This is a genomic window from Micromonospora pattaloongensis (assembly GCF_900107255.1).
Lineage (GTDB): Bacteria > Actinomycetota > Actinomycetes > Mycobacteriales > Micromonosporaceae > Micromonospora_I > Micromonospora_I pattaloongensis.
Map to the genome: position 1 here is coordinate 155,107 of NZ_FNPH01000001.1, position 24,615 is coordinate 179,721.

Below are 24,615 nucleotides of genomic sequence, written 5' to 3' on the forward strand. Positions count from 1 at the left end.
AACGCCGGCCCGGGGCCGGCCGCGTCCCGCCCCGCGTCGTCGGTTTGATCACATGCCGGCGGCCCGCACCACCGCCGCCGCTCCGCCACCACGGCGGGTCGGCTCCGCGGCGGCCACGACGCGCCCGTCGGGCAGGAACTCCAGGGCGGTGGCGGCCCCGAGTTCGGCCGTGGGCGCGAACCGGTGCCCGAGCGCGTCGAGACCGGACGCCGCCGGGTCGGCCACGAACCCGGGCTCGGCCTGCGCCATCGCGGCGTTGCGCTGCGACGCGCGCGGCGCGGCGAGCGCCTCCGGCAGTGTCATGCCGAGGTCGATCCGGTTCACCAGCACCTGCAGCACCGTCGTGATGATCGTCGCCCCACCGGGGGTGCCGAGCGCGAGCAGCGGCCGGCCCTGCGCCAGCACGATGGTCGGCGACATGGAGCTGCGCGGCCGCTTGCCGGGGCCCGGCAGGTTCGGATCGGCGGCGTCGCCCTGGGTGGGGGCGAAGCTGAAGTCGGTCAGCTCGTTGTTGAGCAGGAACCCCCGGCCGGGCACCACCATCGCGTTGCCGCCGGTCGCCTCGATGGTCAGCGTGTACTGCACGATGTTGCCCCACCGGTCGGCAACGGTCAGGTTCGTCGTCCCGTGCTCCGGCTGCTCGGCCGAGCCCGCGCGCGCCGAGGCGCACCCGCCGTACGACCCGTCGGGGACGCCGGGCGCGACCGGCTTGTCCAGCGCCGCCGACGCGTCGATGCGGCAGGCCCGGTCGGCGGCGAAACGGTCGGTGAGCAGCTCACGGACGACGCGTTGCGGGGTGCCGTCGCCGACGTAGCGGTTACGGTCCGCGAAGGCGAGCGCGCTGGCCTCGAGGTAGTGGTGCAGGGCGCCGGTCCGGGGCATCCGCGACAGGTCGAAGCGTTCGAGAATGTTCAGGGCCTCGCCGACCGCGACGCCGCCGCTGGACGGCGTGGACATGCCGTAGACGTCGAGGCCGCGGTAGCGGGAGCGGGTCGGCTCGGGGCTGCGTACCCGGTAGTCGGCGAGGTCCGCCAGCGTCATCCCGCCGGGTCGGATCGGGTGCGGCCAGGCGCCGACCCGGCTGGCCGCGACCGGCGGGCGCTGCACGGTGTCCACGATGTCGCGGGCGATCGGCCCGCGGTAGAACGCGCCCGTGCCGTGTCGCGCGACGAGCCGGTAGGTGTCGGCGAGGTCCGGGTTGCGCAGCACCGTGCCGACCGCGGGCGGCTGACCGCCGGGCAGGTAGAGCGCGGCGGTCGAATCGAACTGGCCGAAGGCGGCCGCGTTCTCGCTCACCTGCGACCGGAACGTCCCGTCGATGACGAAGCCCCGCTGCGCCACGGCGGCGGCCGGCGCGAGCAGCGTCCCCAGTGGGCGGCTCCCCCAGCGGCGCAGCGCCTCTTCCCAGGTCGCGAGCGTGCCGGGCACCCCGGCCGACAGGCCGCTGACCCGGGCCGCGGCGAAGGCGTACGGCGCGCCGGTCGCGGGGTCCACGAGCGAGTCGGCGCGCATCGCGGCGGGCGCCGCCTCGCGCCCATCGAGGGTGCGCACCGTTCCGGTGCGCGCGTCGTAGTGGACGAAGAAGCCGCCGCCACCGATTCCGGCCGAGAACGGCTCGGTCACCCCGAGCGTCGCGGCCGCCGCCACGGCCGCGTCGACCGCGTTGCCGCCCCGCCGCAGCACGTCGAGCCCGACCGCCGTGGCGGTGGCGTCGACCGTCGTCACGGCGCCCCCGTAACCCACCGCGGTCGGCGATTTCGGGGGGTCGGCCCGCCGCGCGTACGCGGGCGGCGGCGCCACGGCGACGACCGTCAGGGCGGTGAGCGCGGTCAGCGTGATCGTGCGGCGGAACCTCATCGGGCCTCCCCGGATCGGCGTGCGTCTCCGTCCCTGCCTACCGGCTGCCCGGAACGGGGGCAAGACGAGAGCCGGCGGTTCACCCGCCGGCTCTCGTCGCGCACGCCCCGGTCAGGAGGTCGGCGGCTCGTCCTGACCGGACTCCTCCGCCGCGTCCGCCTCCTCCTTCGTCCGGTGCACCGCCTGGTCGGCGTGCTCCGGCGGCCCGTACACGGTGTAGAGGACCAACGGGTTCGGCCCGGTGTTGACGAAGTTGTGCTTCCGGCCGGCCGGTACGACGACGAGGTCGCCCTGGGCGACGCTGCGCTTCTCCCCGTCGACGATGGCGTCGGCGGTGCCGCTGACGAAGGTGAGGATCTGATCGATGTCCTCGTGGACCTCCTCGCCGATCTCGCCGCCCGGCGGGATCGTCATGATCACCAGTTGGGTGTGCTCACCGGTCCACAGGACCCGGCGGAAGTCCGAACTCTGCTCGGCGACGGTAGCGATCGTGAAGTGCTCCATGGCGCGCCTCTTACCCAACCGCACGGAGCGCCATGCCTCGCGCCGGCGGGCCGTACCCGCGACGGGGCGGGCCGTCACGACACCGGCTGCGGCGCCGGTTCGGGCGCGGTCGCCACGGGCGCCGCCCGACCGGCGGTGACCGCGAGCACCGCGCCGGCCAGGACCACGGCGCCGCCGACGAGCTGCGGCACGGTCATCGGCGAGTCCAGCAGCAGCCAGGCCGCGACGATGCTCACCACCGGCTCGAACATGCTCAGGATCGACGCCGAGGTCGGCCCGATCAGGCTCATCCCCGCGAAGAACGCGCCGATCGCCACCACCGTCGACACGACCGCCAGCCCGAGGACGGGCAACCAGCCGCTCGGTGCGAAGTCGAAGCGCAGCGTGCCGGTCGCGGCGCCGGTCAGCCCGGTGGCCACGGCGGCGAAGAGCGAGATGTACCCGCTGGTCGCGACCGGCGAGACCGACGAGGAGAGGCGGTTACCGAAGACGATGTACACGGAGTAGCAGAGCGCGGCGGAGACCGCCAGGACCACACCGAGCACGTCGGGGGCGCCGCCGGGCACGCCCAGCACCAGCCCCATCCCGGCGAAGGCCACCACCATCGCGGTCACCCGCCGGCCGGAGAGCCGCTCCCGGTCGAGCACGACCGACAGCAGCATGACCAGCGCGGGGAAGAGATAGAGCAGCAGCACCGCGAGCGCCGGCGAGATGTAGCGGACGGCGGAGAAGAACGTCACCGACTGCAGCGTGTAGAGCACCCCGCCGAGGACCGCCAGCGAGGCGAGCTCCCGGCCGCCGGGCAGTCGCAGTCGCCGCCGCGCGGCCAGGTACCCGAAGAAGAGCAGCGCGGCGATCGAGAACCGCAGGAACAGCAGGGTGAAGACGGTGAGGCCGCTGTCGTACGCGTACGCGGCGAAGGTGGGCAGGAAGCCGAAGCTGATCGCGGAGAGCACCACCAGCGGCGGCCCGGCCACACTCTTGCGCATCCCGCTCCCCTCTCCTCCGTGACGATGATCATCGTACGGCGGGGCCGGCGTGCGGTCGCGACCATGCGACAAGCGCTCACGACACGCGGGCGGCCGGGCGGCGGCGGCCCGGCGTCGCAGCCGCGCGGATAGGGTGGTCGGCGGCGCTGGTACGGGTCAGCCGGACCGTCGCGGCCAGGACGCTGCCGGTCGTGCCGCACCACGCGGACGACCGACCGCACCCGGGAGGGCCATGAGTACGCCGACCAGCTCCTTCTCCGCCCGCCTGCGCGGGTTCGCCTGGCACGACCCGCAGGCGGCCGCCGCCGGACGCTACTGGTCGGCGTTGGTCGCCGGTGAGCTCGGCCGGGACCGCTACGCCGACCATCTCGCCCAGCACTGGTTCGTGTACGAGGTGCTGGAGGAGGCCGCCGACGCGATGCGGCGGGACCGGCTGGCCGGCCCGTTCGTCGACGACGCGCTCAGCCGGCTGCCGGCGCTCCGCGCGGACCTGGAGTTCCTGCTCGGCAGCGCCTGGGCCGAGCGGATCACGCCACGGCGGGCCACCGGGGAGTACGTCGCCCGGCTACGCGAGGTCTGCTGGCGCTCGCCCGCCTGGTTCGTCGCGCACCACTACACCCGCTGCCTCGGTGACCTTCAGCGCGGGGTGCTCAACGCCGAGGCGATCGCCAAGGCGTACGGGTTGACCGGCGGCAGGGGGCTGTCCTTCCACCGCTACCCGGCGATCCGCGATCCGGACCGCTACGAGAGCGACTATCGGGAGCGGCTCGACGCGCTGGCGCTGGACCCCACCGCGCTCGCCGGCCTGGTCGGCGAGGTGGGCGTGGCGCACCGGCACACGTACGCCCTCCTCGCCGACCTGGGCCGCGAGCCGGGCGACGACCGCCCACCGTCGGCGGCGGCCTTCGCCCGGTCGCGGCAGGTCAGTCCCGCGCAGGCGTGACGCCTCAGGGCAGCTGGGGGATCGCCTCGACGATCAGCCAGATACCGAAGATCGCGAAGAGCGCCGCGGCGCCGTACTTGATGGCCTTCTCGGGGAGCCGCTTGCCGAGCATCCGTCCGACCAGGATCGCCAGCGCGTCGGCGACGACCATGCCGATGGTCGAGCCGATCCAGGTGCCGAACCAGCCGTGCTGGGTGGCGAGGGTGATCGTGGCGAGCATCGTCTTGTCACCGAGCTCGGCGAGGAAGAACGCGACCGAGACGGCCACGATCGCCGAGCGGTTCGTCCGCTCGGCCTTGGTCTTCTCCTCCTCGGTCAGCGTGTCGCCGCGCAGCGTCCAGGCGCCGAAGCCGAGGAACGCGAGACCGGCCACCAGCGAGATCCAGCCGGTCGGCAGGGTTTCGCCGAGTCCGTAGCCGATGGCGACCGACACCAGATGCACCACGGCGGTGGCGATCGTGATGCCGATCAGCACCGGCCACGGCTTGAAGCGTGTCGCGAAGGTCATCGCCATCAGCTGCGACTTGTCGCCGAGTTCGGCCACGAAGATCACGCCGAAGCTGATCACGAGAGCTGCGAGGAATCCGTCCATCACATTCCTTGTCCAGTCGGTGCCGGATCGGGACACAGCGGACCTCGACCCGGCTCGTACAGCCTGAGTCGAAGGTCTCGCTCACCTCACCGGAAACCGGAAAAGGCCTCGCGGCCGGGCGCGGAGCGCCAGTATGTCGACCGCGATGTTGGGAGCTACTCCCCCTCGCGCCGGCAACCCTAACCCACGATGACCATGACGGCCACGATGGGGTGACGTCGCACACGCGTACGCGGTCGTCGCAGGTGAGGACGGACGGTGCCAGCCGACCGCAGGATGACAGGTTTGGTTAGGCTCTGCTAACTTCAGCCCGTCGCGACCCGAGGAGCCGCTCGGGGCGATCCCCTGCCTCGACAAGGAGTTGCCGTGCCCATCTCACCGCTCAAGGGGGCGCTGGCGCTGGCCGCCGCGACCACTCTCGCCCTGGGCCTGACCGCCTGCGGCGGTGACGGCGAGTCCGGCGGCGTCGCGGCCGGTTCGGCCCCGAACGACAAGAAGATCACGGTGTACAGCGGGCGTAGCGAGACGCTGGTGAAGCCGCTGCTGGAGAAGTTCACCCAGCAGACCGGGATCAAGGTCGAGACCCGGTACGCCAACACCGCGCAGATGGCCGCGCAGCTTCTCGAGGAGGGCGACAAGTCGCCCGCCGACGTGTTCCTCGCGCAGGACGCCGGGGCGCTGGGCGCGGTGAACAAGAAGGCGCTGTTCGCGGCGCTGCCCGCCGAGACGCTGAACAAGGTGCCGCAGACCTACCGGGCGCAGGACGGCAAGTGGATCGGCGTGAGCGCCCGGGCCCGCGTGCTCACCTACAACCCCGACCTGGTGTCCGCCGCCGAGCTGCCGAAGTCGGTCTTCGAGCTGACCGACCCGAAGTGGAAGGGAAAGATCGGCGTCGCCCCGACCAACGCCTCCTTCCAGGCGTTCGTCACCGCGATCACCGTGCAGCACGGCGAGGCGAAGGCGCGCGAGTTCCTCAAGGGGCTGAAGGCCAACGAGCCGCAGATCCGCGACGGCAACGTGCCGATCGTCGAGGACGTGGACGCCGGCAAGATCGCGGTGGGTCTGGTCAACCACTACTACATCGGCGAGATCGCCAAGGAGCGCGGCGTCACGCCCGAGTCGCTCAAGGCGAAGCTGCACTTCTTCGGCAACGGTGACATCGGTTCCCTGGTCAACGTCGCCGGGGTCGGCGTGCTCAACCGCGCCGCGCAGGACGCGGACGTGCGCAGCTTCGTGGACTACCTGCTCGGCACCGAGGGGCAGAAGTACTTCGCCGAGCAGACCTTCGAGTACCCGGTCGTCGCCGGGGTCGCCGGGCCGGCGTACGTGCCGGCGCTGAACGAGCTGACCGCCCCGCCGGTCAACCTGAACGACCTCGACGGACTGCAGGGCACCATCGCCCTGATCAAGGAATCGGGGCTGACGCCCTGAGCACGTCGACCATCCCGGCACGGCGGACGCCCACGACGGCGTCCGCCGCGCCGGCGTTGCGGCGCCGACTGCACCGGCTCGCCCCACGCCCGTGGCTGTTGCTCGCCGCCACCGTCGCGGTCGTGGTCGCGCTCATCCCGCTGGCGTACCTGGCGATCCGCACGGTCGAGGCCGGCTGGCCGGCGATCCGCACCGAGCTGACCAACCCGCGCGTCGCCGACCTCGCCGCCCGCAGCCTCGCGCTCGCCGCCGTGGTCACCGCCGGCTGCGTGGCCCTCGGCGTCGGCACCGCGTTCCTGGTCACCCGCACCGACCTGCCCGCACGGCGGCTCTTCACGATCCTCGCCGCGCTGCCGCTGGCCGTGCCCACCTACATCGCGGCCTTCACCTGGGTCTCCACCATCACCGGGTTCGAGGGCTTCTGGGCCTCGGCGCTCGTGCTCACGCTCTGCAGCTACCCGTACGTCTTCCTGCCGGTCGCCGCCGCGCTGCACCGCGCCGACCCTGCCCAGGAGGAGGTGTCCCGCTCCCTCGGCCGGGGCGCGTGGACGACGTTCACCTCGGTCACGCTGCCGCAGATCCGCCCCGCCATCGCCGGCGGCGCGCTGCTGGTCGCCCTCTACGTCCTCTCCGACTTCGGCGCGGTCGCCATCCTGCGCACCGACACCTTCACCCGGGCCGTCTTCATCGCCTTCGACCTCGGCTTCGACCGGACCGGCGCGCTGGTGCTCTCCACGGTCCTGGTCGCGCTCACCGTGCTGCTGCTCGCCGGCGAGACGCTCAGCCGCCGCCGCGGCGCCCGGTACGCCCGGGTCGGCGCCGGAGCCCGCCGCCCGCACAGCCCCGCACGGCTGCGGGCGCTGCGCTGGCCGGCCGCCGCCGCGCTCACCGCGGTCGCCGCGCTCGCCTTCGGCGTCCCCGCCGCGAACCTGGCGCGCCGGCTCGCCGCCGGGGTGTCCCGGCCCGGCTCGCTCCCCGAGATCGCCACCGCCGCCGGCAACTCGCTGACCGTGTCGCTCGGCGGCGCCGCGTTGACCATGCTGCTGGCGCTGCCGATCGGGCTGCTCGCCGCCCGCGCCCCCGGCGTGCTGGCCAACGGCCTGGAACGGCTGAGCTACCTGACCCACGCCCTGCCCGGGATCGTCATCGGCCTGTCGCTGGTCTTCTTCGGGATCAACGTCGCCTACCCGCTCTACCAGAGCGTCTGGCTGCTCACCTTCGCGTACGCGGCGCTCTTCCTGCCGCTGGCGGTCGCGGCGGTCGCCGGCGCCGCCGCCCAGGCCCCGCCCGTACTGGAGGAGGCGGCCCGGTCGCTGGGACGCCGTCCCGCCGCGGTCTTCGCCACCGTGACGCTGCCGCTTACCCTGCCGGGCATCGCCGCCGGCGCCGCCATGGTCTTCCTGACCTGCATGAAGGAACTCCCGGCGACGCTACTGCTCCGACCCACCGGCATGGACACGCTGGCCACCGAGCTGTGGACGCACACCTCCGTGGCCGCGTACGCCGGGGCCGCGCCGTACGCGGCGCTGCTCGTGCTCCTCTCCGCTATCCCCACCTGGGTCCTCGCCGCCCGCACCGGGCTTCTCCAGCAGGAAGGTGACCAATGAGCGCGCTGTCCATCTCCGACGCCGAGAAGGCCTGGGGCGACGTCCGCGCGCTGGCCGGGGTGAGCCTCACCGTGCCGACCGGGTCGCTGGTCGCCGTCCTCGGTCCCTCCGGCTGCGGCAAGACCACGCTGCTGCGCTGCGTCGCCGGGCTGGAGCGGCTGGACGCCGGGCGGATCGCGGTCGACGGCCGCGACGTCGCGGGACCGCGTACCCACGTTCCCACCCACCGCCGGCGGATCGCGCTCGTGCCGCAGGAGGGGGCGCTCTTCCCGCACCTGTCGGTGGCCGACAACGTCGGGTACGGGCTCGACCGGGCGACGCGCCGCAGCGGCCGGATCGCCGAGGTGCTCGCGCTCGTCGGGCTCGACGGCTACGGCGACCGGATGCCGCACCAGCTCTCCGGCGGGCAGCAGCAGCGCGTCGCGCTGGCCCGCGCCCTCGCCCCGCGCCCCTCGCTGATCCTGCTCGACGAGCCGTTCAGCGCGCTGGACGCGGGGCTCCGGGCAGACCTGCGCCGCGACGTGCGGGCCGCGCTCCGCGCCGACGGGGCGACCGCGGTGCTGGTCACGCACGACCAGGGCGAGGCGCTCTCGCTGGCCGACGAGGTCGCGGTGATGCGCGACGGTCGGGTCGTGCAGATGGGCACCCCCACCTCGGTCTACCGCACCCCCGCCGACCCGTGGGTGGCGGCCTTCGTCGGGGAGGCGGTGCTGCTGCCGGGAACCGCGCACCAGGGTCGCGCCCAGACCCCGATCGGAACCGCGCCGATCCTGCCCACGGCGGCCGACGAGGCGCCCACGCCGGTCACCGTACTGATCCGTCCCGAACAGCTGGACCTCACCGCCGCGCACCGGGCCGCGCCGGGCGCGGTCACCGCGACCGTGCTGCGCCGGGACTTCCACGGGCACGACACCCTGACCGTGGTACGCCTCGCCGACGGCACCGAGCTCGCCGCCCGGTCCCTCGACGGCGCCGAGCACCACGGCCCGGGCAGCGAGGTAGCGTTGAAGATCCGCGACACCGTGCTGGCCTGGCCGCGCCAGCGCGGCTGACGCCCGCACCCGGCCCGACCCCGGCGTCTCAGGATCCGGGTGACCGGCCCGCACCGCGGCCGGCGCGGCGGCAGCGGGTGGGACGTTCTCCCTGATGACGTGCCTCGGGACGGCCGCGCGGCCCGAAGACCCAAATCTGGAGTGGACGCGGAACCCGGCGCTCGCGCAAACTGTGCGCCCAGGAGGACGATGGCCGACGAGCGGGTGGGGGGCGAGACGATGGGCGAACCGATCCTGGTGGTCGATGTGGGCACATCGACCACCCGGGCGGCGCTGGTCGTCGACGACCAGGTGACCCTGCTCAAGGAGCCGGCGAGCGGCCTGGCGGCGTGGCCGGCGTCGGTCTGCGTCACCGACGAGGGCTACGTGGTCGGCACGGCGGCGGAGCTGCGCAAGCGGACGCTTCCCGGCCGTTACATCGACGGGCCGCGGCGCGCGGTCGACGCGCAGGCGCCGATGCGGCTGGAGCACCGGGAGGTGACCGGCGCGGAGGCGCTGTCGGCGTACCTGATGGTGATCGCCGCCGAGGCCCGCCAGCTGCACGGCGCCGAGATCCCCCGGCTGCTGCTGACCGTCCCGGCCGAGTACGCCCCCGGGGACCCACGCCGGGACGTCCTGATCGGCGTCGGCGAGTCCCTCGGCTTCCGCGACGTCGAGCTGATCAGCGACGCGGTCGCCACCGCCCTGGATCCGCAGGCCTCGGAGCACCTGCCACCCGGCGCCCTGGTGCTGGTCTGCGACCTCGGCGCCACCTGGACCACCGCCATGGTCCAGGTGTACGGCAGCCACACCGCGCAGCTCACCCAGGAGACCTCCGCCGCCGGACGCGACCTCGACGCGCAGCTCATCAACGACCTGCGTACCGAGGGCCGCGGCTGGCTGGAGCCGCTGCTGGCGGCGCCGGGCGACGCCGGGCTGCGCGCCTACTACGAGGCGATCGACTTCATGCGCCGGCTCAAGCACCAGTTGGGCGACGGCGACGAGGTGAGCGACACCTTCACCCCGGTCACGCCCCCGTACCGGCTCACCCGGGTCTGGATGGAGGCGTTCGCGGAACCGGCGCTGCGCTGGCTCGCGGCGAGCTGCCAGCGCGTCATGAGCAGCGTCGGGGCGACCCCGGCGACCGTCGCCGCCGTCGTGCTCGCCGGCGGCGGCGCCCGGCTGTCGATGACGGCGTCGACCCTGCACCGGGCGCTCGGGCTGCGCGACGCCGGCGCTCACGGCCGGCCGCTGCGCCGGATCGCCGACCCGGAGCTGGCCGCCGTACGCGGGGCCGCCCGGTTCGCCGCCGGGGCCGCCACCCGGGTCATCCCGGCCGAGACGCCGCGCTGGCGGGTCCGGCCGCTCTCCTGGGAGATCCCCGGCGGTGAGGGGCGGCTGCTGCGCTGGACGCTCACGGAGGGCCGGCCGTACCCGGCCGGTGCGGTGCTGGCGCAGGTGCGCACCGCCGACGAACGGGTCTTCGAGCTGACCGCGGCGCACGACGGCACGCTGCTCGGCCAGCACGTCGGCGCCGGCCAGCCGGTGGGCCCGGCGCTGATCGCCGCGGTCGCCAAGGACCCCGCGACCCTGCTGGCCCAGCCGCCGGCGCGGCGACACCGCCTGGAGTCCGACGGGTCCTGGCTGCTCACCGCCGACCGGCAGCACCTGGTCGAGTGCGACCGCACCGCCCGGGCCGTGCAGTTCCGGACGGTCACCGACGCGGCGCTGGTCGCGGAGTTCCAGCCCGACCACGGCGGTACCGACAGCCGGGGCCGGGTGTTCCTGAACACCAGCGGCCACCTCTGCCTGATCGCCTGGGACGGCGAGGGCTTCTTCTCGGTGTGGGACATCGAGAGCGGCAAACTCACCGCCCGCTTCCGCGATCCCGGCATCCCGGTGAAGGTGCTGGTCAACGAGGCGCACTGGCGGCTCGCCGTGGAGAGCCGCGGCAAGGGCGTCGGCCGGTTCGGTCGACCGGTGACGACGTTCTGGGATCTGCGGACCGGCGCGCAGATCGCCAGGGCCACCGACGAGCAGTGGCGGCTGCACGAACCCGGCTACTCCCCGGTGAGTGTCGGCCAGGGGTTCGCGCGCAGCGCGCTGAGCCCGGACGGCCAGCTGCGTGCGATCATCAGCGACGCCGCCGACGGAACCCCGTCGATGGTGCTGTCCGAGGCCGCGACCGACCGGGAGGTCTTCCGGGTGCAGGGCGGCGCGCAGCAGCGGGCCTGGGTCGCGTTCAGCGGCGACGGCCGGCACCTGCTGGCCAACTGGGAATCCGACGAGCGGAGCCTGCTCGATGTCTGGGATGTCTGACAGCCGGTCGCTGGTCGTCGACTTCGGCACCTCGTCATCGGCGGCCGCGGTCGTCACCGGCGACACCATGCACCTGGTGGCGGAGCCGATCACCGGCTCGTACACCTGGCCGTCCGCGGTGCACTGGGACGGCCAGCACATGTTCGTCGGCAGCGTCGCCGAGCGCCGCAAGCGGGCCGAGCCCACGGCGTACGCCGCGGAGTTCAAGCGGGGCCTCGCCGCCGACGTCCCGGTGCCGCTCGGCGACCGACGGTTCCGCCCGGTCGAGCAGGTCGTCGCGGTCCTCGCGACGCTGCGCGGCGAGGCGGAGCACCTGCACGGCGGGCGGATCGAGCGCGCGGTGATCACCGTGCCGGCCAGCTACGCGGTCGGCGACCCGCGCCGGGGGCAGATGATCGCCGCCGGCGAGGCGGCCGGGTTCCACACCGTCGAGCTGCTCTCCGAGCCGGTCGCGGCCGCGTTCGCGCCGGTGGCGGGCGCTCCCCTCACCCCCGGCGAGCTGGTGCTCGTCTACGACCTCGGCGGCGGGACCTTCGACACCGCCCTGGTCCGGGTGGGCGAGCACGGGCACGAGGTGCTCGGCCACGTCGCGATCGACAACTGCGGCGGGCGTGACATCGACGCGCTGCTGGCGGCGCGCATCCACGACGAGGGGCGGGAGTGGCTGGAGCCGCTGCTCGCCGCCGCCGCGACGGACCCGACCGGGCCGGCCGCGCTGCGGATGGAGATGGCGGTCACCGACTTCGCCCGGCGGATCAAGCACCAGCTCAGCGAGGTGGAGGAGGTCGAGGACTTCCTGATGCCGAACACCCCGGCCTACCGGATGACCCGCGACGACCTGGCCTCGCTGGCCGCGCCGCTGCTCGACCAGACCGTCGCCTGCTGCCAGAGCCTGCTCGACGAGCTCGTCGTCGGGGTGAGCGAGGTCGACGCGGTGCTGCTGGTCGGCGGCGGCGCCCGGATGCCGGCGGTGATCGACACGGTGCGGCGGGCGTTCGAGCGGCCGCTGCGACACGTCGACGAGCCCGAGCTGGCCACGGTCCGCGGCGCGGCGCGCTGGCTGGGACACAGCGGCAGCCGTACGGTCCTGCCGTCGCCGGCGAGCGACGGCTCCCAGCCGCTGTCGTTCGCCGTGCCCGGCCGGGCCCGGCTGCTGCGCTGGCTGGTCGGACCGGGCGACGCCTACCCGGCGGGGGCCACCCTGGCCCGGGTGCGGCTGCAGACCGGCGCGCTGTGGGATCTGACCGCCGCCACCGCCGGCACAATCGAGCGGCTGCTCGTCGCCCCCGGCGCCGAGATCGCCCCCCAGCACTGGCTGGCGCTGGCCCGGCCCACCACCGTCGACCGCGCGACGCCACCCGCGACCACCGACCGCGCGACGCCACCCGCGACCGCGCAACACGGCGCGGCGTCCACCACTGCGGGGCGCGGCGCGGAACCCGCGACGCCGGACCCGGCGGCGGGGCCCGCGACGCCCCATGACGCGGCGGGATCCCCGTCCCCCGACCCGGGGGCGGCGCCCCCGTCCCCCGACCCCGCGGCGCCGCCCGCGAGCCCCGACCCCGCGGCGGCGCCCGCGAGCCCCGATCCCCAGCCGGCCTAGCCCCGCCGACGCTCCCCGTCACCCCCGCCCCGGCGCCCGCAGCAGCCGGAACAGCGCGAGCCACTGCTCCGGCCAGACGTACCCGACCGGGGTGTCCACCGCCAGCCGTGCCGCCCGCGCCGCCGCGTCCACCCGGCGCGGCGGATAGCCCCGGCACAGCGACGCGTGCAGCGAGCCCCCGAGCCCACCGAAGCCGAGCTCGACGAAGCGGCGGTACGCCGGCATCGCGTCGGGCGGCAGCAGCGGCACGGGCCGGCGCGCGAGCCGCAGCAGGCCGGACTCGACCCGCGGCGCCGGCCGGAACGCCGTCCGGGGCAGCCGGCCGGCGAGCCGCCACTCGAACTCCGGCCAGCTCCGCACGGTCAGCCGGCTCCACCGCCCGAAGTCGCCGGTGCGCTTGCGCGCGTACTCGAGTTGGGTGACGAGCGTCGCCGAGGTCAGCCCGGGCGCCCGCAGGCACCAGTCGACGATCGGCGCGGTCAGCGCGTACGGGATGTTGCCGACGACGGCGAACGGCCGGGCCGGCGCCGGCGCGGTCAGGAAGTCCTCGACCAGGCAGGTGACGGTGGGCAGCGCCGCGCACGTCTCGCGCAGCCGGGCCGCCGGCGCCGGGTCCACCTCGTACGCGAGCACCCGGCCGGCCCGCCGGGCCAGTGCCCGGGTCAGGTGCCCCTCCCCGGCCCCCACCTCGACCACGAGGTCGGCGGGGCCGATCCGGGCCGCGCGCACGATCTGCTCGATCGCGGCGGGGTCGCGGAGAAAGTTCTGCGACAGCACCCGTCGGGTACGGTCGCGTGCCGTTCGTTTTCTGGGTGTGGGTGATGCGCTCTGCGCCACAGCCGGTGTCCTGTCTGCCGCCCGGCCCGCAGGTCGGGCGGCGGTGTGGACAGGCAGCCGCGAAGGCGGGCCTGCCCGAGCGGATCTGGACTCGGGTGGCCCTGGCGTGCGCGTCGGACGCGGCGTGCGGTGCGCGGCTGTTCTGCGGCGGCCTCCCTGCCGATCCGGCAGGGAGACGCGTCAGGCGCCGACCACGTCCTGGCGGACCAGGGCGGGCCGCCGGCGCGGGCGGGAGACCAACAGCGGTCCCCGCGCGGCCGACGTGGCGGCGCGGATCAGCGCGTGCGTGGCGAACATGGGCCCGACGCTAGCGACGGGCGTACGAACCGGGCAACGGGATTTCCGGGCCCGACCCCGAACGGCGGGCCGCGCCGTGTCCGACGTCCGGAAATCGACGTTGTTCCCGATATGCAGCCCGATCGCCACGAATCCACCGCGCCCACCCCCGCCGCGAACGTGTTCGTGCGGCACTACGACCGGTTGGTGCGGCTCGCGTTCCTGGTCGCGCCCGCCGGCCGCGACCCGGAGTCCCGGCTGGCGCGGGCGCACCGGCTGGTCCAGCGCTGCCTGCCGTGGCGCGAGCGCGCCGTGCGGACCGAACGCGAGCTGCTGATCCGGGTGCTGCGCCGGGCCGCCCGGCGCAGCCGGACCGGGTGGCCGTCCCTGCGGACCTGGGCCTGGCCCGCCCCGGTCGACGGCGATCGTGCGCACGACGCGGTCGTCACCGCGCTCGGTGCCGCGCCGCGCGCGGTCCGCGCCGCGTACGTCCTGCTGATGGTCGAGCGGCTCCCGGCCCGTGACGCGGTCGTGGTGCTGCACGAGGCGGGCTGGCCGGAAGGGGTCGCGCACGTCGCGGCGGCGAGCGCGCTGCGGCAGCGGCTCGCGGACGAGCAGGGCATCCCGGTCGACCGGCAGCGGGCGCTGCTGGCGGGCCCGCCGGCCGATCCGACCGTGGTGCGGTTGCGCGCCCCCGACCCGGTGACCCTGCGGGTGCGGCGCGTGGCCCGGCTCGGCGGCGCCGCGCTGGCGGCGGTCGTCGCGCTCACGGTCGTCGCGACCACGCTCCTCGGCGTCCCGCAGCGGCAACCGGCCGTGCCGCAGACGGTGGGCAGGTGGGCCACGCCCGAGGCGAGCCCGGTGGCCGTCCGCCGGATCGCGGCCCGGGCCTGGGCCGGCGCGAGCGAGTTGAGCGTGGCGACCTGGCCGGCGCGCGGCACCCGCACCACCGACGACGAACTCGTGCGCGCCGCCGTCGGGGCGTGGCGGCAGCTGGCGGAGCCGGCCACCGACCGCCGGACCGACGCGGCCACCCGCGTCCGCGCCCAGGCGGCGTCCGGCGGCTCGACGCCCGCGCCGCTCACGGTCGCGGTGTCGTCGCCGGCCGGCCGCGTCACGGTCACCACCGGGGCCGGCGCGGTCGCCGGGCCGCCCGTCGGGACTCCGCAGCTGCTGTACGCCGGTGAGCTGGACGGCGCCACCGTGGCGGTGCTCGCCGACCAGACCCGGATCGCCACGTACACCCTGCGGGGCGGCGCGCGGGGGTTGCGCGTCGAGCCGACGCCGCTGCCGGAGGCCGACACCGGCAGCGCGTTGCGGCTCGGACCGGCGGACGGACCGGCCCGCTATCTGGTCGCGCCCTGGGTGACGCGGGTGGAGACACGCACCGCCGACGGCCGGGGGTGGCGTCCGCTGCGGGTCGCCGGCGGGGTGAGCGATCCGGTGCCGGCCGGGGCGCGCGGTTGCGGGTCGGGGCCGCTGCTGCGGCTGCGGTCGGCCGAGGTCGATCGCACCCCGTTCCTCCTGGCGGACCTGGGCGGCACGGCGCTGGCGCGGCTGCGCTACCTGCCGCCCACGGCGGACCCGGCGGGCGACGGGGCCGACGAGCTCGACCCGGACGGCGGGGCGGGCCTCTGGTCGCGGCTGGGGTGTCCGTTGGCCGAGTTGCGCGGCACGGCGCCGGAGTCGGCGACCGCGTGGGAGCTCTGGCGCGGACGGTTGCCCGGGACGACCGGGACGTCCCGGCTGGTCTGCCTGCGCGCGGCCTTCGGCGGCGGCGGTAACCGGGTGGCTGCGGTGCTGCTCGCCCCGGAGAGGGCCCCGAGCACCGTGGCGGCCGCGTCCGGCACCCGGCTCTGCAGCCGGCTCGCGCCCGACGTCGCCGTCGCGTGGTGGTGGAGGGCGCCGACGGGCGCGTGGCACCACCTCGCGGTCGGCGGCGGGGCGGTGGAGACGGTCGAGGTGACGATCGACGGCCGCACCCGGCGCGGCGGCCCGCTGGTCGTCTCCGGTCCGTATCCGACCCGCCCGACCGCCGCGGCCACCGTGCGGGCCACTGCGCGCGACGGCGACCCGGTCCCGGTGCTCAACTAGTCGCGGGCGGGGACCGGGCGTGCGGCGCCGCCCGCGCGGGATCGGCGGCGGCGTACGCGTTGCCTACTACCGCCGTTAGTAGAGTGTGGCCGTGAACGATGCACCGACCGGGGCGCTCCGGTGAACGGGCCCCTGGCGACCCTGACGATCGTCGCCTCCCTCGTCCTCGCCGGTTGGGCCGGCGTCGCGACCGCGCGCAACCGCCCGCCGGGGCGTTCGCACCTGGTCGGACTCGGCGTGCTCGGCCTGATCGTCGTGGCGCTGACCGTGGCGGCCGTGATCGCGATCGCCGAAGGCGAGCGGCCGGCGAGCATGGCGACCTTCGTCGGTTACCTGGTGACGATCGTCTGCCTGCCGCCGCTGGGCTGGGTGCTGGCCCGGATGGAGCCGACCCGGTGGGGCTCGGGGATCGTCATGACCGTGTGCCTGGTCGTCCCCGTCCTGGTGCTCCGGCTCGAACAGACCTGGTCGGTCGTGTCGCATGGCTGAGCAGCGCACCGCCGGCGAGCGGGCCACCAGCACCGGGCCGGGACGTGTCCTCGTCCTGATCTATCTGCTCTTCGCGATCGCCGCGACCTCGCGCGCGGGGGTGCAGATCGCGACGAAGTTCGACGAGGCGCGGCTGGCGTACCTGCTCTCCGCGGTGGCGGCCGTGATCTACATCGTCGCCACCGTCGGGCTGGCCCGCGACGGCGCGTTCGGCCGGCGCCTCGCCTGGGTCTGCTGCACCGTGGAGTTGGTCGGTGTGCTCGCGGTCGGCGCGGCGAGCGTGCTCGCGCCGGACGCCTTCCCGCACGAGACCGTCTGGTCGGGCTTCGGCCGGGGATACGGCTACGTCCCCCTGGTCCTCCCGCTGATCGGCCTCTACTGGCTGCGCCGCACCGCCCGCCCGTGATCCCGACGATCGTGGGGTTATGGCGGTCCGGATCGGACGTGTCCTCGCCATAACCCCCCGGATCGTCGGGCGCTCCGGGCGGCGCGGGTCAGTCGCGGGGGCCGCCAGCGACGTAGATGACCTGGCCGGAGACGAACGACGCGCCCTCGCTGGCCAGGAACGAGATGGTGTGGGCGACGTCCTCCGGACGGCCGACCCGGCGCACCGGGATCTGCGCGGCGCCGTGCTTCTGGAACTCCGCGAAGTCCACGCCCATCCGCGCCGCGGTCGCCGCCGTCATGTCGGTGACGATCAAGCCCGGCGCGACGGCGTTGGCCGTGATTCCGAACGGGCCCAGCTCGATCGCGAGGGTCTTGGTGAAGCCCTGCAGCCCGGCCTTCGCCGCGGCGTAGTTCACCTGGCCCCGGTTGCCGAGCGCGGAGGTGCTGGAGAGGTTGACGATCCGGCCCCACTTCTGGTCGACCATGTGCTTCTGGGCGGCCCGGGTGAAGAGGAACGCGCCGCGCAGGTGGACGTTCATGACCGTGTCCCAGTCGGTCTCGCTCATCTTGAAGATCAGGTTGTCCCGGAGCACGCCGGCGTTGTTCACCAGGATGCCGGGCGCGCCGAGCTCGCCCGCGATCCGGTCCACCGCGGCCGCGACCTGGGCCGCGTCCGCCACGTCGGCGCCGACCGCCAGCGCGCGCCCGCCGTCATTTTTGATCTGTTCCACCGTGGACGCGCAGGCCGCCTCGTCGAGGTCGACCACGGCGACGGCGTGTCCGTCGTTGGCGAGGCGTCGCGCGGTGGCGGCGCCGATGCCGCGGGCGGCACCGGTCACGATGGCGACGCGCCCAGGCTCCTCGAACATGCTTACCTCCCGGTAACGTGTGACGTGGCCGGAGCTTAGCCCAGCAGCGCCGCGGCCGGGGCCGCCGATCAGCGCCGCGGCCGGGGCCGCCGATCAGCGCCGCGGCCGGGGCCGCCGATCAGCGCCGCGGCCGGGGCCGCCGCTCAGCCGCCGGCGGGATCCCGGCGCAGCCGGATCCAGCGGTAGCCGTGTCCGTCGAGTTCCAGCGCGTCCAGCTTCCCGACCGGCTCGTACTCGCGGTCGGCGAAGACGTCGTTGGGGAAGTCGGCGTCGGCGGCGAGCGACGACAGGTCCACGGTCACCCGCTCGGTGCCGAGGTTGTGCAGGAAGACCATGCTGCCGGCGCCGTCGTCGGCGCGGTGCACCAGCACGCCGGGTGGGCAGAGCACGTCCACGTGGGTGCAGGAGCCCGCCCCCACCTCGGGGGCCTCCCGCAGCGTGCGGATCATCCGCTCGAACCAGGCGAGCAGCGAGCCGCGGTCGTGGCGCTGCGCGGTCACGTTGACCTTCTCGTAGCCGTACTCCTCGTCGGAGATCACCGGACGGACGAGCTGCTTCGGGTCGGCGGCGGAGAAGCCGCCGTTGGGCAGGTACGACCACTGCATCGGGGTCCGGATCGCCTCCCGCCCCGGCAGCGACAGGTCCTCCCCCATCCCGATCTCCTCGCCGTAGCGCAGCACCGGGGTGCCGCGCAGCGAGAACTGCAGCGAGTACGCCAGCTCCAGGCGCCGCCGGTCGTTGCCGAGCATCGGCGCGAGCCGCCGCCGGATGCCCCGCCCGTAGAGCCGCATCTCCTCGTCGGGGCCGAACTGCTCGTACACCTCGTTGCGCTGCTCGGCGGTGAGCCGGGAGAGGTCGATCTCGTCGTGGTTGCGCAGGAAGGTCGCCCAGGACGCCCCCGACGGCAGCGCCGGGGTGTCGCGCAGCGCCTCGATGATCGGCTCGGGGTTGCCGCGGGCGAGCGCGAGCATCAGCCGGCCGTTGAGCATGAAGTCGAAGAGCATGTGCAGGCGGTTGCTCGACCCGCCGATGTCGCCGAAGTAGTCGGTGAGCTGTTCCGGCTCCACGTTCGCCTCGGCGAGCAGCACCGCGTCGGCGCGCCGCCACTGCACATGCTGGCGCAGCTCGGTGAGGAACTCGAAGTCCTTGGGCGAGTCCGGGTTGCCCGGCTCGGTCCGCTCGATGATGAACGGCGCCGCGTCGATGCGGAAGCCGGAGACGCCGAGCTGCAGCCAGAACGACATGATTTTCTTGATCTCGGCGCGGACGTGGGGGTTGGCGACGTTGAGGTCCGGCTGGAACCGGTAGAAGCGGTGGTAGTACCAGGCCTTGGCGGTCCGGTCGTACGTCCAGGTCTCCTGCTGCTCGCCGGGGAAGACCATGCCCTGCTTGCGGTCCGGCGGCGCCTGGTCGGACCAGAGATACCAGTCGCGGTACGCCGAGTCCGGTGACGATCGCGCCGACTGGAACCACGGGTGCTGGTCGGAGGTGTGGTTGACGACCAGGTCGATGATGACGCGGATGCCGCGGTTGCGGGCCTGGTGCAGCAGCTCCGCGAAGTCGCCGAGCGTGCCGTAGCGGGGATCCACGTTGTAGAAGTCGCTGACGTCATAGCCGTCGTCGCGGCCCGGTGACGGGTGGATGGGGTGCAGCCAGAGGCAGGTGACCCCCAGCCGCGCCAGGTAGTCCAGCCGCCCGATCAGCCCGCGGAAGTCGCCCACGCCGTCGCCGTCGGAGTCGACGTACGTGTCGACGTCGAGGCAGTAGATCACGGCCTTGCTGTACCAGCGGTCACTCATACGGCCACCTCGATCCGCCCAGTCATGCCCGACGGCCTTCTCCATCGGGCCCGACCGGCAAACATGGGACCCCCGCCGATCGGTCGGCGGGGGTCCCGGGGGTGGGGGTCAGAACCGGGCGGTGATGGAGGTGAATTCCCACTGGTTCTGGGCGATGCCGCTGCAGTCGGAGACGACGCCGCCGCCCGGGCACGGCCGGTCCCGGTTGACGGCCCAGAACGTGAAGCGGGCCAGCCCGCGGGCCTTCGCCCAGTCGCGGATCTGCGTCCAGGTCGCCGGCGAGGTCAGCTCCTGCTGGTCGGAGAGGCCGTTCATGCCGGAGATGCCCATGTGGGCGTACGCGGTCGCGTCCGACCAGCCGAACGCGCTCTTCAACGCGTTCTTCAGCCCCTCGGACGCGTTGACCGTGCTCTGGTACATGTTCGCGCCGCCGCCGAAGTCGAACGGCATGATGGTGAAGACGTCGATGTTGGCCTGCAGCGCGGCGGCCTGGTTGATCAGCCGGGTGCCGTAGTAGTTCGGGCCGCTCGTCGTGGTGCCGAACGTGATGATCGTCTTGATGCCCGGGTTGTTCTGCTTGACGATCTTCAACGCGCCGAGGATCCGGTCCTGCACCACCGTGTTCTCGAACTCGTCGGTGTTCTCGATGTCGACGTCGATCGCCTTCAGGTTGAAGGTGTTGATGACCTGCTGGTAGGCGTTGGCGAGCGCCTGCGGGGTCGAGCAGTTCGGGCCGAGCTTGTTGCCGCTCCACCCGCCGATCGACGGGATGACGTCGCCGCCCGCTGCCCGGATCGCGTTGATGGTGCTGGCATGCGCGCCGCCGGTGAGCGAGCCGCCGCCGTCCCAGGCCGGCGTGCAGCCCCCGCCGGAGAGGATGAACGCGATCGTGAACCACTTGACCCCGGTCGCGTTCATCACCGTCGACGGGGCGGGCGGGTTGCCCCAGCCCGGGTAGAGGTACGGCGCGGCGGCCATCGAGCCGGTGCCGCCGCCGGTGCAGCCGGTGGTCGTCGCGGAGACCGCCGCGGAGCGCGCCGACTCACCGGCGGAGTTGTACGCCGCGACGGTGTAGCTGTGGCCGGTGCACGCGCCGAGCCCGGAGATCGTCGCCGAGGTGCCGGTGACGGTGGCGCGTACCGCGCTGCCCTCGTAGATCCGGTAGCCGGTGACCGTGCCGGAGGAGGCGTTCCAGGCCAACGAGATCGCCGTGTTGGTGGTGCCGGTGACGCGCAGGTTGCCGGGCGCGCCGGGCGCGCCCGGGTTGCCGGGGTTACCGCCGCCGCTGCACGGGGCCCCGTTGACCGTGCAGTTGGCGGGGTCCCCGGTGCCGCTGACCACGAAGCCGAAGCTGGCGCTCGCGCCGGGGGCGAGCGTGCCGTTGTAGTCCCGGTTGGTGGCGGTGACGTGCTGACCGGACGTGCTGACCAGCGCGTCCCAGTAGGTGCCCATTGAGCTGCCCGCCGGCAGGTCGAACTGGACGTTCCACGAGGTGATCGTGGCCGAGGTGTTGTTGGTGACGGTGAACTTGGCCTCGTACCCGCTGGCCCAGCTGGCGGTGCGGGCGAAGGTCGCGGTGGCGGCGGACGCCGCGGTGGCGAACCCGAGGGAGCCGGCGACGAGCCCGGCGGCCATTGCCGCGGCGAGCGCCGCGGTCCGGAGCGATCTGAGTCTCATGGGGTCCTCCTGGCGGGGGTACGGGGGGTCAGGGGAGGGTGCCGAGGTGCGGTTTGACGGTCCGGGCGAACGCGTTGCCGTTCGAGACGTCCCAGTTGATCGACCAGGTCATCGCGCCGCGGATGCCCGGATAGGTGCGCGGCGGCCGGAAGCTGCCGCAGTTGGTGGCGCGGGCCAGGCAGTCGAGCGCCTGGTTGACGAGGGCGGGGGCGACCACGCCGCCGCCGGCGGCGCCGGGACCGGCGGGCAGTCCGAGCGCCACCTGGTCCGGTCGCAGGCCGTTCTCGAGCTGGAGGCAGGCCAGCGCGGTGAGGAAGTTGACGCTGCCCTGCGCGTACGCGAACGACTGGTCGCAGCCGAGCATCGAGCCCGAGTTGTAGAACTGGGTGTGCACGACGGTGAGGATGTCGCGGATGTCGAGCGCCAGCTTGAAGTAGGACGCCGAGGTCGACTGCATGTCGATGGTCTGCGGCGCCATCGTGATGATCAGGCCGGACCCGACCTTGGCGCGCAGTGACCGCAGCGCCTGCGCCATGTACGTCGGGTTGAGCCCGTTCTCCAGGTCGATGTCGACGCCGTCGAAGCCGTACCGCTGGATCAGGGCGTGCACGCTATCGGCGAAGGTGGTCGCCGAGGCCGCGTCGTTGACCGCGACCCGGCCGGTCTCGCCGCCGACCGAGATGATGACCTTCTTGCCGCGGGCGTGCAGGGTCTGCACGTCGGCGGCGAACTGCGCGTCGGTGTAGCTGCCGAGCGAGGCGGACAACCCCGGATCGATGCCGAAGCCGACCGCGCCGGGGGTGCCGGTCGCCTCGGCGAACGCGACGGCGATCAGGTCGTACTCGGCGGGCACGTCGCGCAGCCGCAGCTCGACCGCGGGGTTGTCGAAGTTGTGCCAGTAGCCGGTGAGGAAGTGGCGCGGGAGAGCGCCCGCGCCGGGCGGGGTGGTGGTTGGCGGCGTCGTGGGCGGGGCGGTCGGGCCGGGTGGCGACGTGGGAGTGGGGTTCGGGCCCGGCGTGCCGCCGCCGCACGGGGCGCCGTTGAGCCGGCAGTTGAGCGGGGCGCCGGAGCCGTTGCCGAGGAAGCCGAACGAGACCGAGGCGCCCGGCGCGAGCGTGCCGTTGTAGTCGCGGTTCGTCGCGGTCACGTGTTGCCCGGACGTGGTGACGAGGGCGTCCCAGTAGCTGCCGAGCGCGGTGCCGGCCGGCAGGTCGAACTCGATCCTCCAGCCGGTGATGGTGGTGGGGCCCCCGTTGGTGATCGTGTACTTCCCCTCCCAGCCGGAGCCCCAGTCCGCGGTCTTGACGAACGTCGCGGTCGGCCCCGCCGCGAGCGCCGGACCGGCCGCCCACACACCACCCGCCGCGGCCACGATCGCCGTCACGGCAAGCCCGATCAGGAATCTGAAACGCCTCATGCAGTCCTCCAACCGCCCATCGACAGTTGGCTAATTATTAGGACTGTTAACTGTTAATGTCCATACCCGTTTTCGCGGTTCCGCGCCCACCCCGCGCACCGCGCCCACGCGCGATCATGAGGTTTGCGGCGCCGGCCGGGGCCGTTTCGCGCCGCAAACCTCATGATCGACGAGCCGTGCCGCGGTCAGCTGCGGAAGTGGAACCAGTTGACGTTGACGAAGTCGTTCGGCTGGCCGCTGCTGAAGGTCAGGTAGACCGTGTGGCGGCCCGTCACGGCCGAGACGTTGCCGGGCACCGAGCGCCAGCTCTGCCAGCCGCCGGTGTTGCCGATGGCGAAGCTGCCGATCGGCGTCGCCGTGGGACTGTCGATCCGGACCTCGACCAGGCCGCTGACGCCGCTGCCCGCACCGGAGGCGACCCGGGCGACGAAGTCGCGGGCCGGGGTCGAGCCGAAGTCGATGTTGTCGTAGCGGGCCCAGTCGCCGTTGCGGAGCGCGGCGATGTTCTGCCCGCCCTCGCTGCACGCCTCGACCGCGACGCCGTTCTGCGCGTTGAACGCCTCGGCCTGGATGGTCGAGTACACGCTGCCGCCGCCGCCCGGCGGGTTCGTCGGCGGGTTGGTCGGCGGGTTGGTCGAGCCGCCGCCGCGGCTGTAGACGGCGACGTAGTCGACCAGCATCGGGCGCCCGGAGACGGTGTTCGCGGTCGGCGTGCCGGAGCCGGCGACGCCGTTCGGGAAGGCGCCGCCCATGGCGACGTTGAGCAGCAGGAAGTAGCCGGCGTGGCTGGTCATGTTGCTCCAGTGCGGCTGCCCGATCTGCGCCTCGGTCACGGTGTGGTACTGCTGGCCGTCCACGTACCAGCGCAGCTGATCGGGGTTGGTGCTGGTGTCCCACTCGAAGCGGTACGTGTGGAACGCCGACTGGCAGGTGCTGCCCGGGCAGGCCCGGGAGTTGCCGATGCCGTTCGACTCGTTGCACGGCCCGCCGGGCGCGACGCCGCAGTGGAGCACGCCCCAGACGGAGTTGATGCCGTTCACGTTCTCCATCACGTCGAACTCGCCGATGCTCGGCCAGTTCTGGTAGTTGCCCCGGTACGGCGAGCCGAGCGCCCAGAACGCCGGCCAGTACCCGGCCGCGGCCGCGCCGGTGACGTTCGGCATCTGGATCCGGCCCTCGATCGCCAGCACCCCGCCGGCCGGCGGCTTGAAGTTGGTGCGGGTCGTCTCGATCCGGGCGGAGGTCCACTGGCCGGACGCGCTGCGGATCGGCGTGATCCGCAGGTTGCCGGCGCCGTCGTGGCTGACGTTGGCGGTGCTGTTGGTGTAGGTCTGGATCTCTCCGGTCCCCCAGTTGGCGGGACCACCCGGGTAGCTGGTGCCGGTGTCGATGATCCAGTTGGCGGACGACGGCAGGGTGTTGGCGGCGCCGGTGAAGTCGTCGCTCCACACCAGGCTCCAGCCGGAGGCGGGCGGCGGCACGTCCGCGCGCGCGGTCATGTTGACCGCGAGCGCGGTGGTGACCACGGCGGTCATCGCCACCGTGGCGAGTAGGCGGCGCCGGGCGGGGGCGCCGGGTCGGGCGGTCACTGTCATCGCGGACCTCTCTGCGAGCACGGCCGGCCGGGAGAGCGTTTCCGGGCCGATCGCGTTAGGACGAAACACCCCCGTGCTACGAGCGGGTAAAGCCGGCGTTACAGCTGTGAGAGCGCTCTCTCACGTTCTAGTGGCCGGACCCCGGCTTGTCAACAGCCATCGATGGGGCGCGCCACAGCGCCGCGTGCCCTGAGCACGGTCGCCGGCGGCGGTGGGGGCGAGCAGGTGGAGCACGCCGCGAGCGGCACGACCGCGGCGGCCAAGCGCGCCGACACGCCGTCCGGCGCGCCCCGGATTGC

19 protein-coding genes are annotated in these 24,615 nt (G+C 73.9%); 9 read left to right on the plus strand and 10 right to left on the minus strand.

Annotation, left to right across the window (positions count from 1 at the left end):
* Window positions 1-48 precede the first annotated feature (48 nt).
* The 3 genes from ggt to BLW47_RS00815 all read right to left on the minus strand — a co-directional run bounded on the left by ggt (window position 49) and on the right by BLW47_RS00815 (window position 3,350).
* Window positions 49-1,857, minus strand: coding sequence for a gamma-glutamyltransferase (ggt, locus tag BLW47_RS00805; protein ID WP_091550136.1), 1,809 nt, complete (start codon window positions 1,855-1,857; stop codon window positions 49-51).
* 111 nt (window positions 1,858-1,968) lie between these two features.
* Entirely contained in the window at window positions 1,969-2,361 is a 393-nt protein-coding gene (locus BLW47_RS00810; protein ID WP_091550138.1) for a cupin domain-containing protein, read from the minus strand.
* Window positions 2,362-2,435: 74 nt separating this feature from the next.
* Window positions 2,436-3,350, minus strand: a complete 915-nt coding sequence (locus BLW47_RS00815) for an EamA family transporter (RefSeq protein WP_091550141.1) — start codon at window positions 3,348-3,350, stop codon at window positions 2,436-2,438.
* 232 nt (window positions 3,351-3,582) lie between these two features.
* Between BLW47_RS00815 and BLW47_RS00820 the strand changes: the two genes are divergently transcribed.
* The gene (locus BLW47_RS00820) at window positions 3,583-4,293 is read left to right on the plus strand and encodes a biliverdin-producing heme oxygenase (RefSeq protein ID WP_091550144.1); all 711 of its coding nucleotides are present in this window, start codon (window positions 3,583-3,585) and stop codon (window positions 4,291-4,293) included.
* 4 nt (window positions 4,294-4,297) lie between these two features.
* Here the strand turns inward: BLW47_RS00820 and BLW47_RS00825 are convergent, their stop codons facing one another.
* Window positions 4,298-4,885 carry a TMEM165/GDT1 family protein gene (locus BLW47_RS00825; RefSeq protein WP_091550146.1) on the minus strand — a complete coding sequence of 196 codons (588 nt, stop codon included), beginning with the start codon at window positions 4,883-4,885 and terminating at the stop codon, window positions 4,298-4,300.
* 366 nt (window positions 4,886-5,251) lie between these two features.
* Here BLW47_RS00825 and BLW47_RS00830 point away from each other — a divergent pair, with 366 nt between their 5' ends.
* The 5 genes from BLW47_RS00830 (at window position 5,252) to BLW47_RS00850 (ending at window position 12,876) form a co-directional block, all read left to right on the plus strand.
* On the plus strand, window positions 5,252-6,316 hold the full coding sequence (locus BLW47_RS00830; RefSeq protein WP_091550149.1) for an iron ABC transporter substrate-binding protein: 1,065 nt from the start codon (window positions 5,252-5,254) through the stop codon (window positions 6,314-6,316).
* 68 nt (window positions 6,317-6,384) lie between these two features.
* Entirely contained in the window at window positions 6,385-7,923 is a 1,539-nt protein-coding gene (locus BLW47_RS00835; protein WP_091552293.1) for an ABC transporter permease, read from the plus strand.
* Window positions 7,920-8,975, plus strand: a complete 1,056-nt coding sequence (locus BLW47_RS00840; RefSeq protein ID WP_091550152.1) for an ABC transporter ATP-binding protein — start codon at window positions 7,920-7,922, stop codon at window positions 8,973-8,975. Before BLW47_RS00835 ends, BLW47_RS00840 begins: the two co-directional genes overlap by 4 nt.
* Window positions 8,976-9,164: 189 nt before the next feature.
* Window positions 9,165-11,273, plus strand: a complete 2,109-nt coding sequence (locus tag BLW47_RS00845) for an acetate and sugar kinases/Hsc70/actin family protein (protein WP_091550154.1) — start codon at window positions 9,165-9,167, stop codon at window positions 11,271-11,273.
* Complete coding sequence (locus BLW47_RS00850; protein ID WP_175543456.1) at window positions 11,266-12,876, plus strand: Hsp70 family protein; 1,611 nt, start codon at window positions 11,266-11,268, stop codon at window positions 12,874-12,876. Before BLW47_RS00845 ends, BLW47_RS00850 begins: the two co-directional genes overlap by 8 nt.
* An 18-nt stretch (window positions 12,877-12,894) precedes the next feature.
* Here the strand turns inward: BLW47_RS00850 and erm are convergent, their stop codons facing one another.
* Window positions 12,895-13,713 carry an ErmE/ErmH/ErmO/ErmR family 23S rRNA (adenine(2058)-N(6))-methyltransferase gene (gene erm, locus BLW47_RS00855; protein WP_091550160.1) on the minus strand — a complete coding sequence of 273 codons (819 nt, stop codon included), beginning with the start codon at window positions 13,711-13,713 and terminating at the stop codon, window positions 12,895-12,897.
* Window positions 13,714-14,121: 408 nt separating this feature from the next.
* Here erm and BLW47_RS00860 point away from each other — a divergent pair, with 408 nt between their 5' ends.
* The 3 genes from BLW47_RS00860 to BLW47_RS00870 all read left to right on the plus strand — a co-directional run bounded on the left by BLW47_RS00860 (window position 14,122) and on the right by BLW47_RS00870 (window position 16,978).
* Window positions 14,122-16,083 carry a hypothetical protein gene (locus BLW47_RS00860; RefSeq protein WP_091550164.1) on the plus strand — a complete coding sequence of 654 codons (1,962 nt, stop codon included), beginning with the start codon at window positions 14,122-14,124 and terminating at the stop codon, window positions 16,081-16,083.
* A gap of 120 nt (window positions 16,084-16,203) precedes the next feature.
* Window positions 16,204-16,572, plus strand: coding sequence for a hypothetical protein (locus tag BLW47_RS00865; protein ID WP_091550166.1), 369 nt, complete (start codon window positions 16,204-16,206; stop codon window positions 16,570-16,572).
* The gene (locus BLW47_RS00870) at window positions 16,565-16,978 is read left to right on the plus strand and encodes a hypothetical protein (protein WP_091550169.1); all 414 of its coding nucleotides are present in this window, start codon (window positions 16,565-16,567) and stop codon (window positions 16,976-16,978) included. The genes BLW47_RS00865 and BLW47_RS00870 overlap by 8 nt, the downstream gene beginning before the upstream one ends.
* An 88-nt stretch (window positions 16,979-17,066) precedes the next feature.
* On the opposite strand, the gene fabG is transcribed toward BLW47_RS00870, so the two are convergent.
* The 5 genes from fabG to BLW47_RS00895 form a co-directional block, all read right to left on the minus strand.
* On the minus strand, window positions 17,067-17,828 hold the full coding sequence (gene fabG, locus BLW47_RS00875; protein ID WP_091550171.1) for a 3-oxoacyl-ACP reductase FabG: 762 nt from the start codon (window positions 17,826-17,828) through the stop codon (window positions 17,067-17,069).
* Window positions 17,829-17,971: 143 nt separating this feature from the next.
* Complete coding sequence (locus BLW47_RS00880) at window positions 17,972-19,627, minus strand: alpha-amylase family protein (RefSeq protein WP_091550173.1); 1,656 nt, start codon at window positions 19,625-19,627, stop codon at window positions 17,972-17,974.
* A 108-nt stretch (window positions 19,628-19,735) separates the two neighbouring features.
* The gene (locus BLW47_RS00885; RefSeq protein ID WP_091550175.1) at window positions 19,736-21,304 is read right to left on the minus strand and encodes a cellulose binding domain-containing protein; all 1,569 of its coding nucleotides are present in this window, start codon (window positions 21,302-21,304) and stop codon (window positions 19,736-19,738) included.
* Window positions 21,305-21,332: 28 nt separating this feature from the next.
* Window positions 21,333-22,721, minus strand: a complete 1,389-nt coding sequence (locus BLW47_RS00890) for a chitinase (RefSeq protein ID WP_091550177.1) — start codon at window positions 22,719-22,721, stop codon at window positions 21,333-21,335.
* Window positions 22,722-22,906: 185 nt separating this feature from the next.
* Window positions 22,907-24,316, minus strand: a complete 1,410-nt coding sequence (locus BLW47_RS00895; protein ID WP_091550179.1) for a carbohydrate-binding protein — start codon at window positions 24,314-24,316, stop codon at window positions 22,907-22,909.
* Window positions 24,317-24,615: the final 299 nt, after the last annotated feature.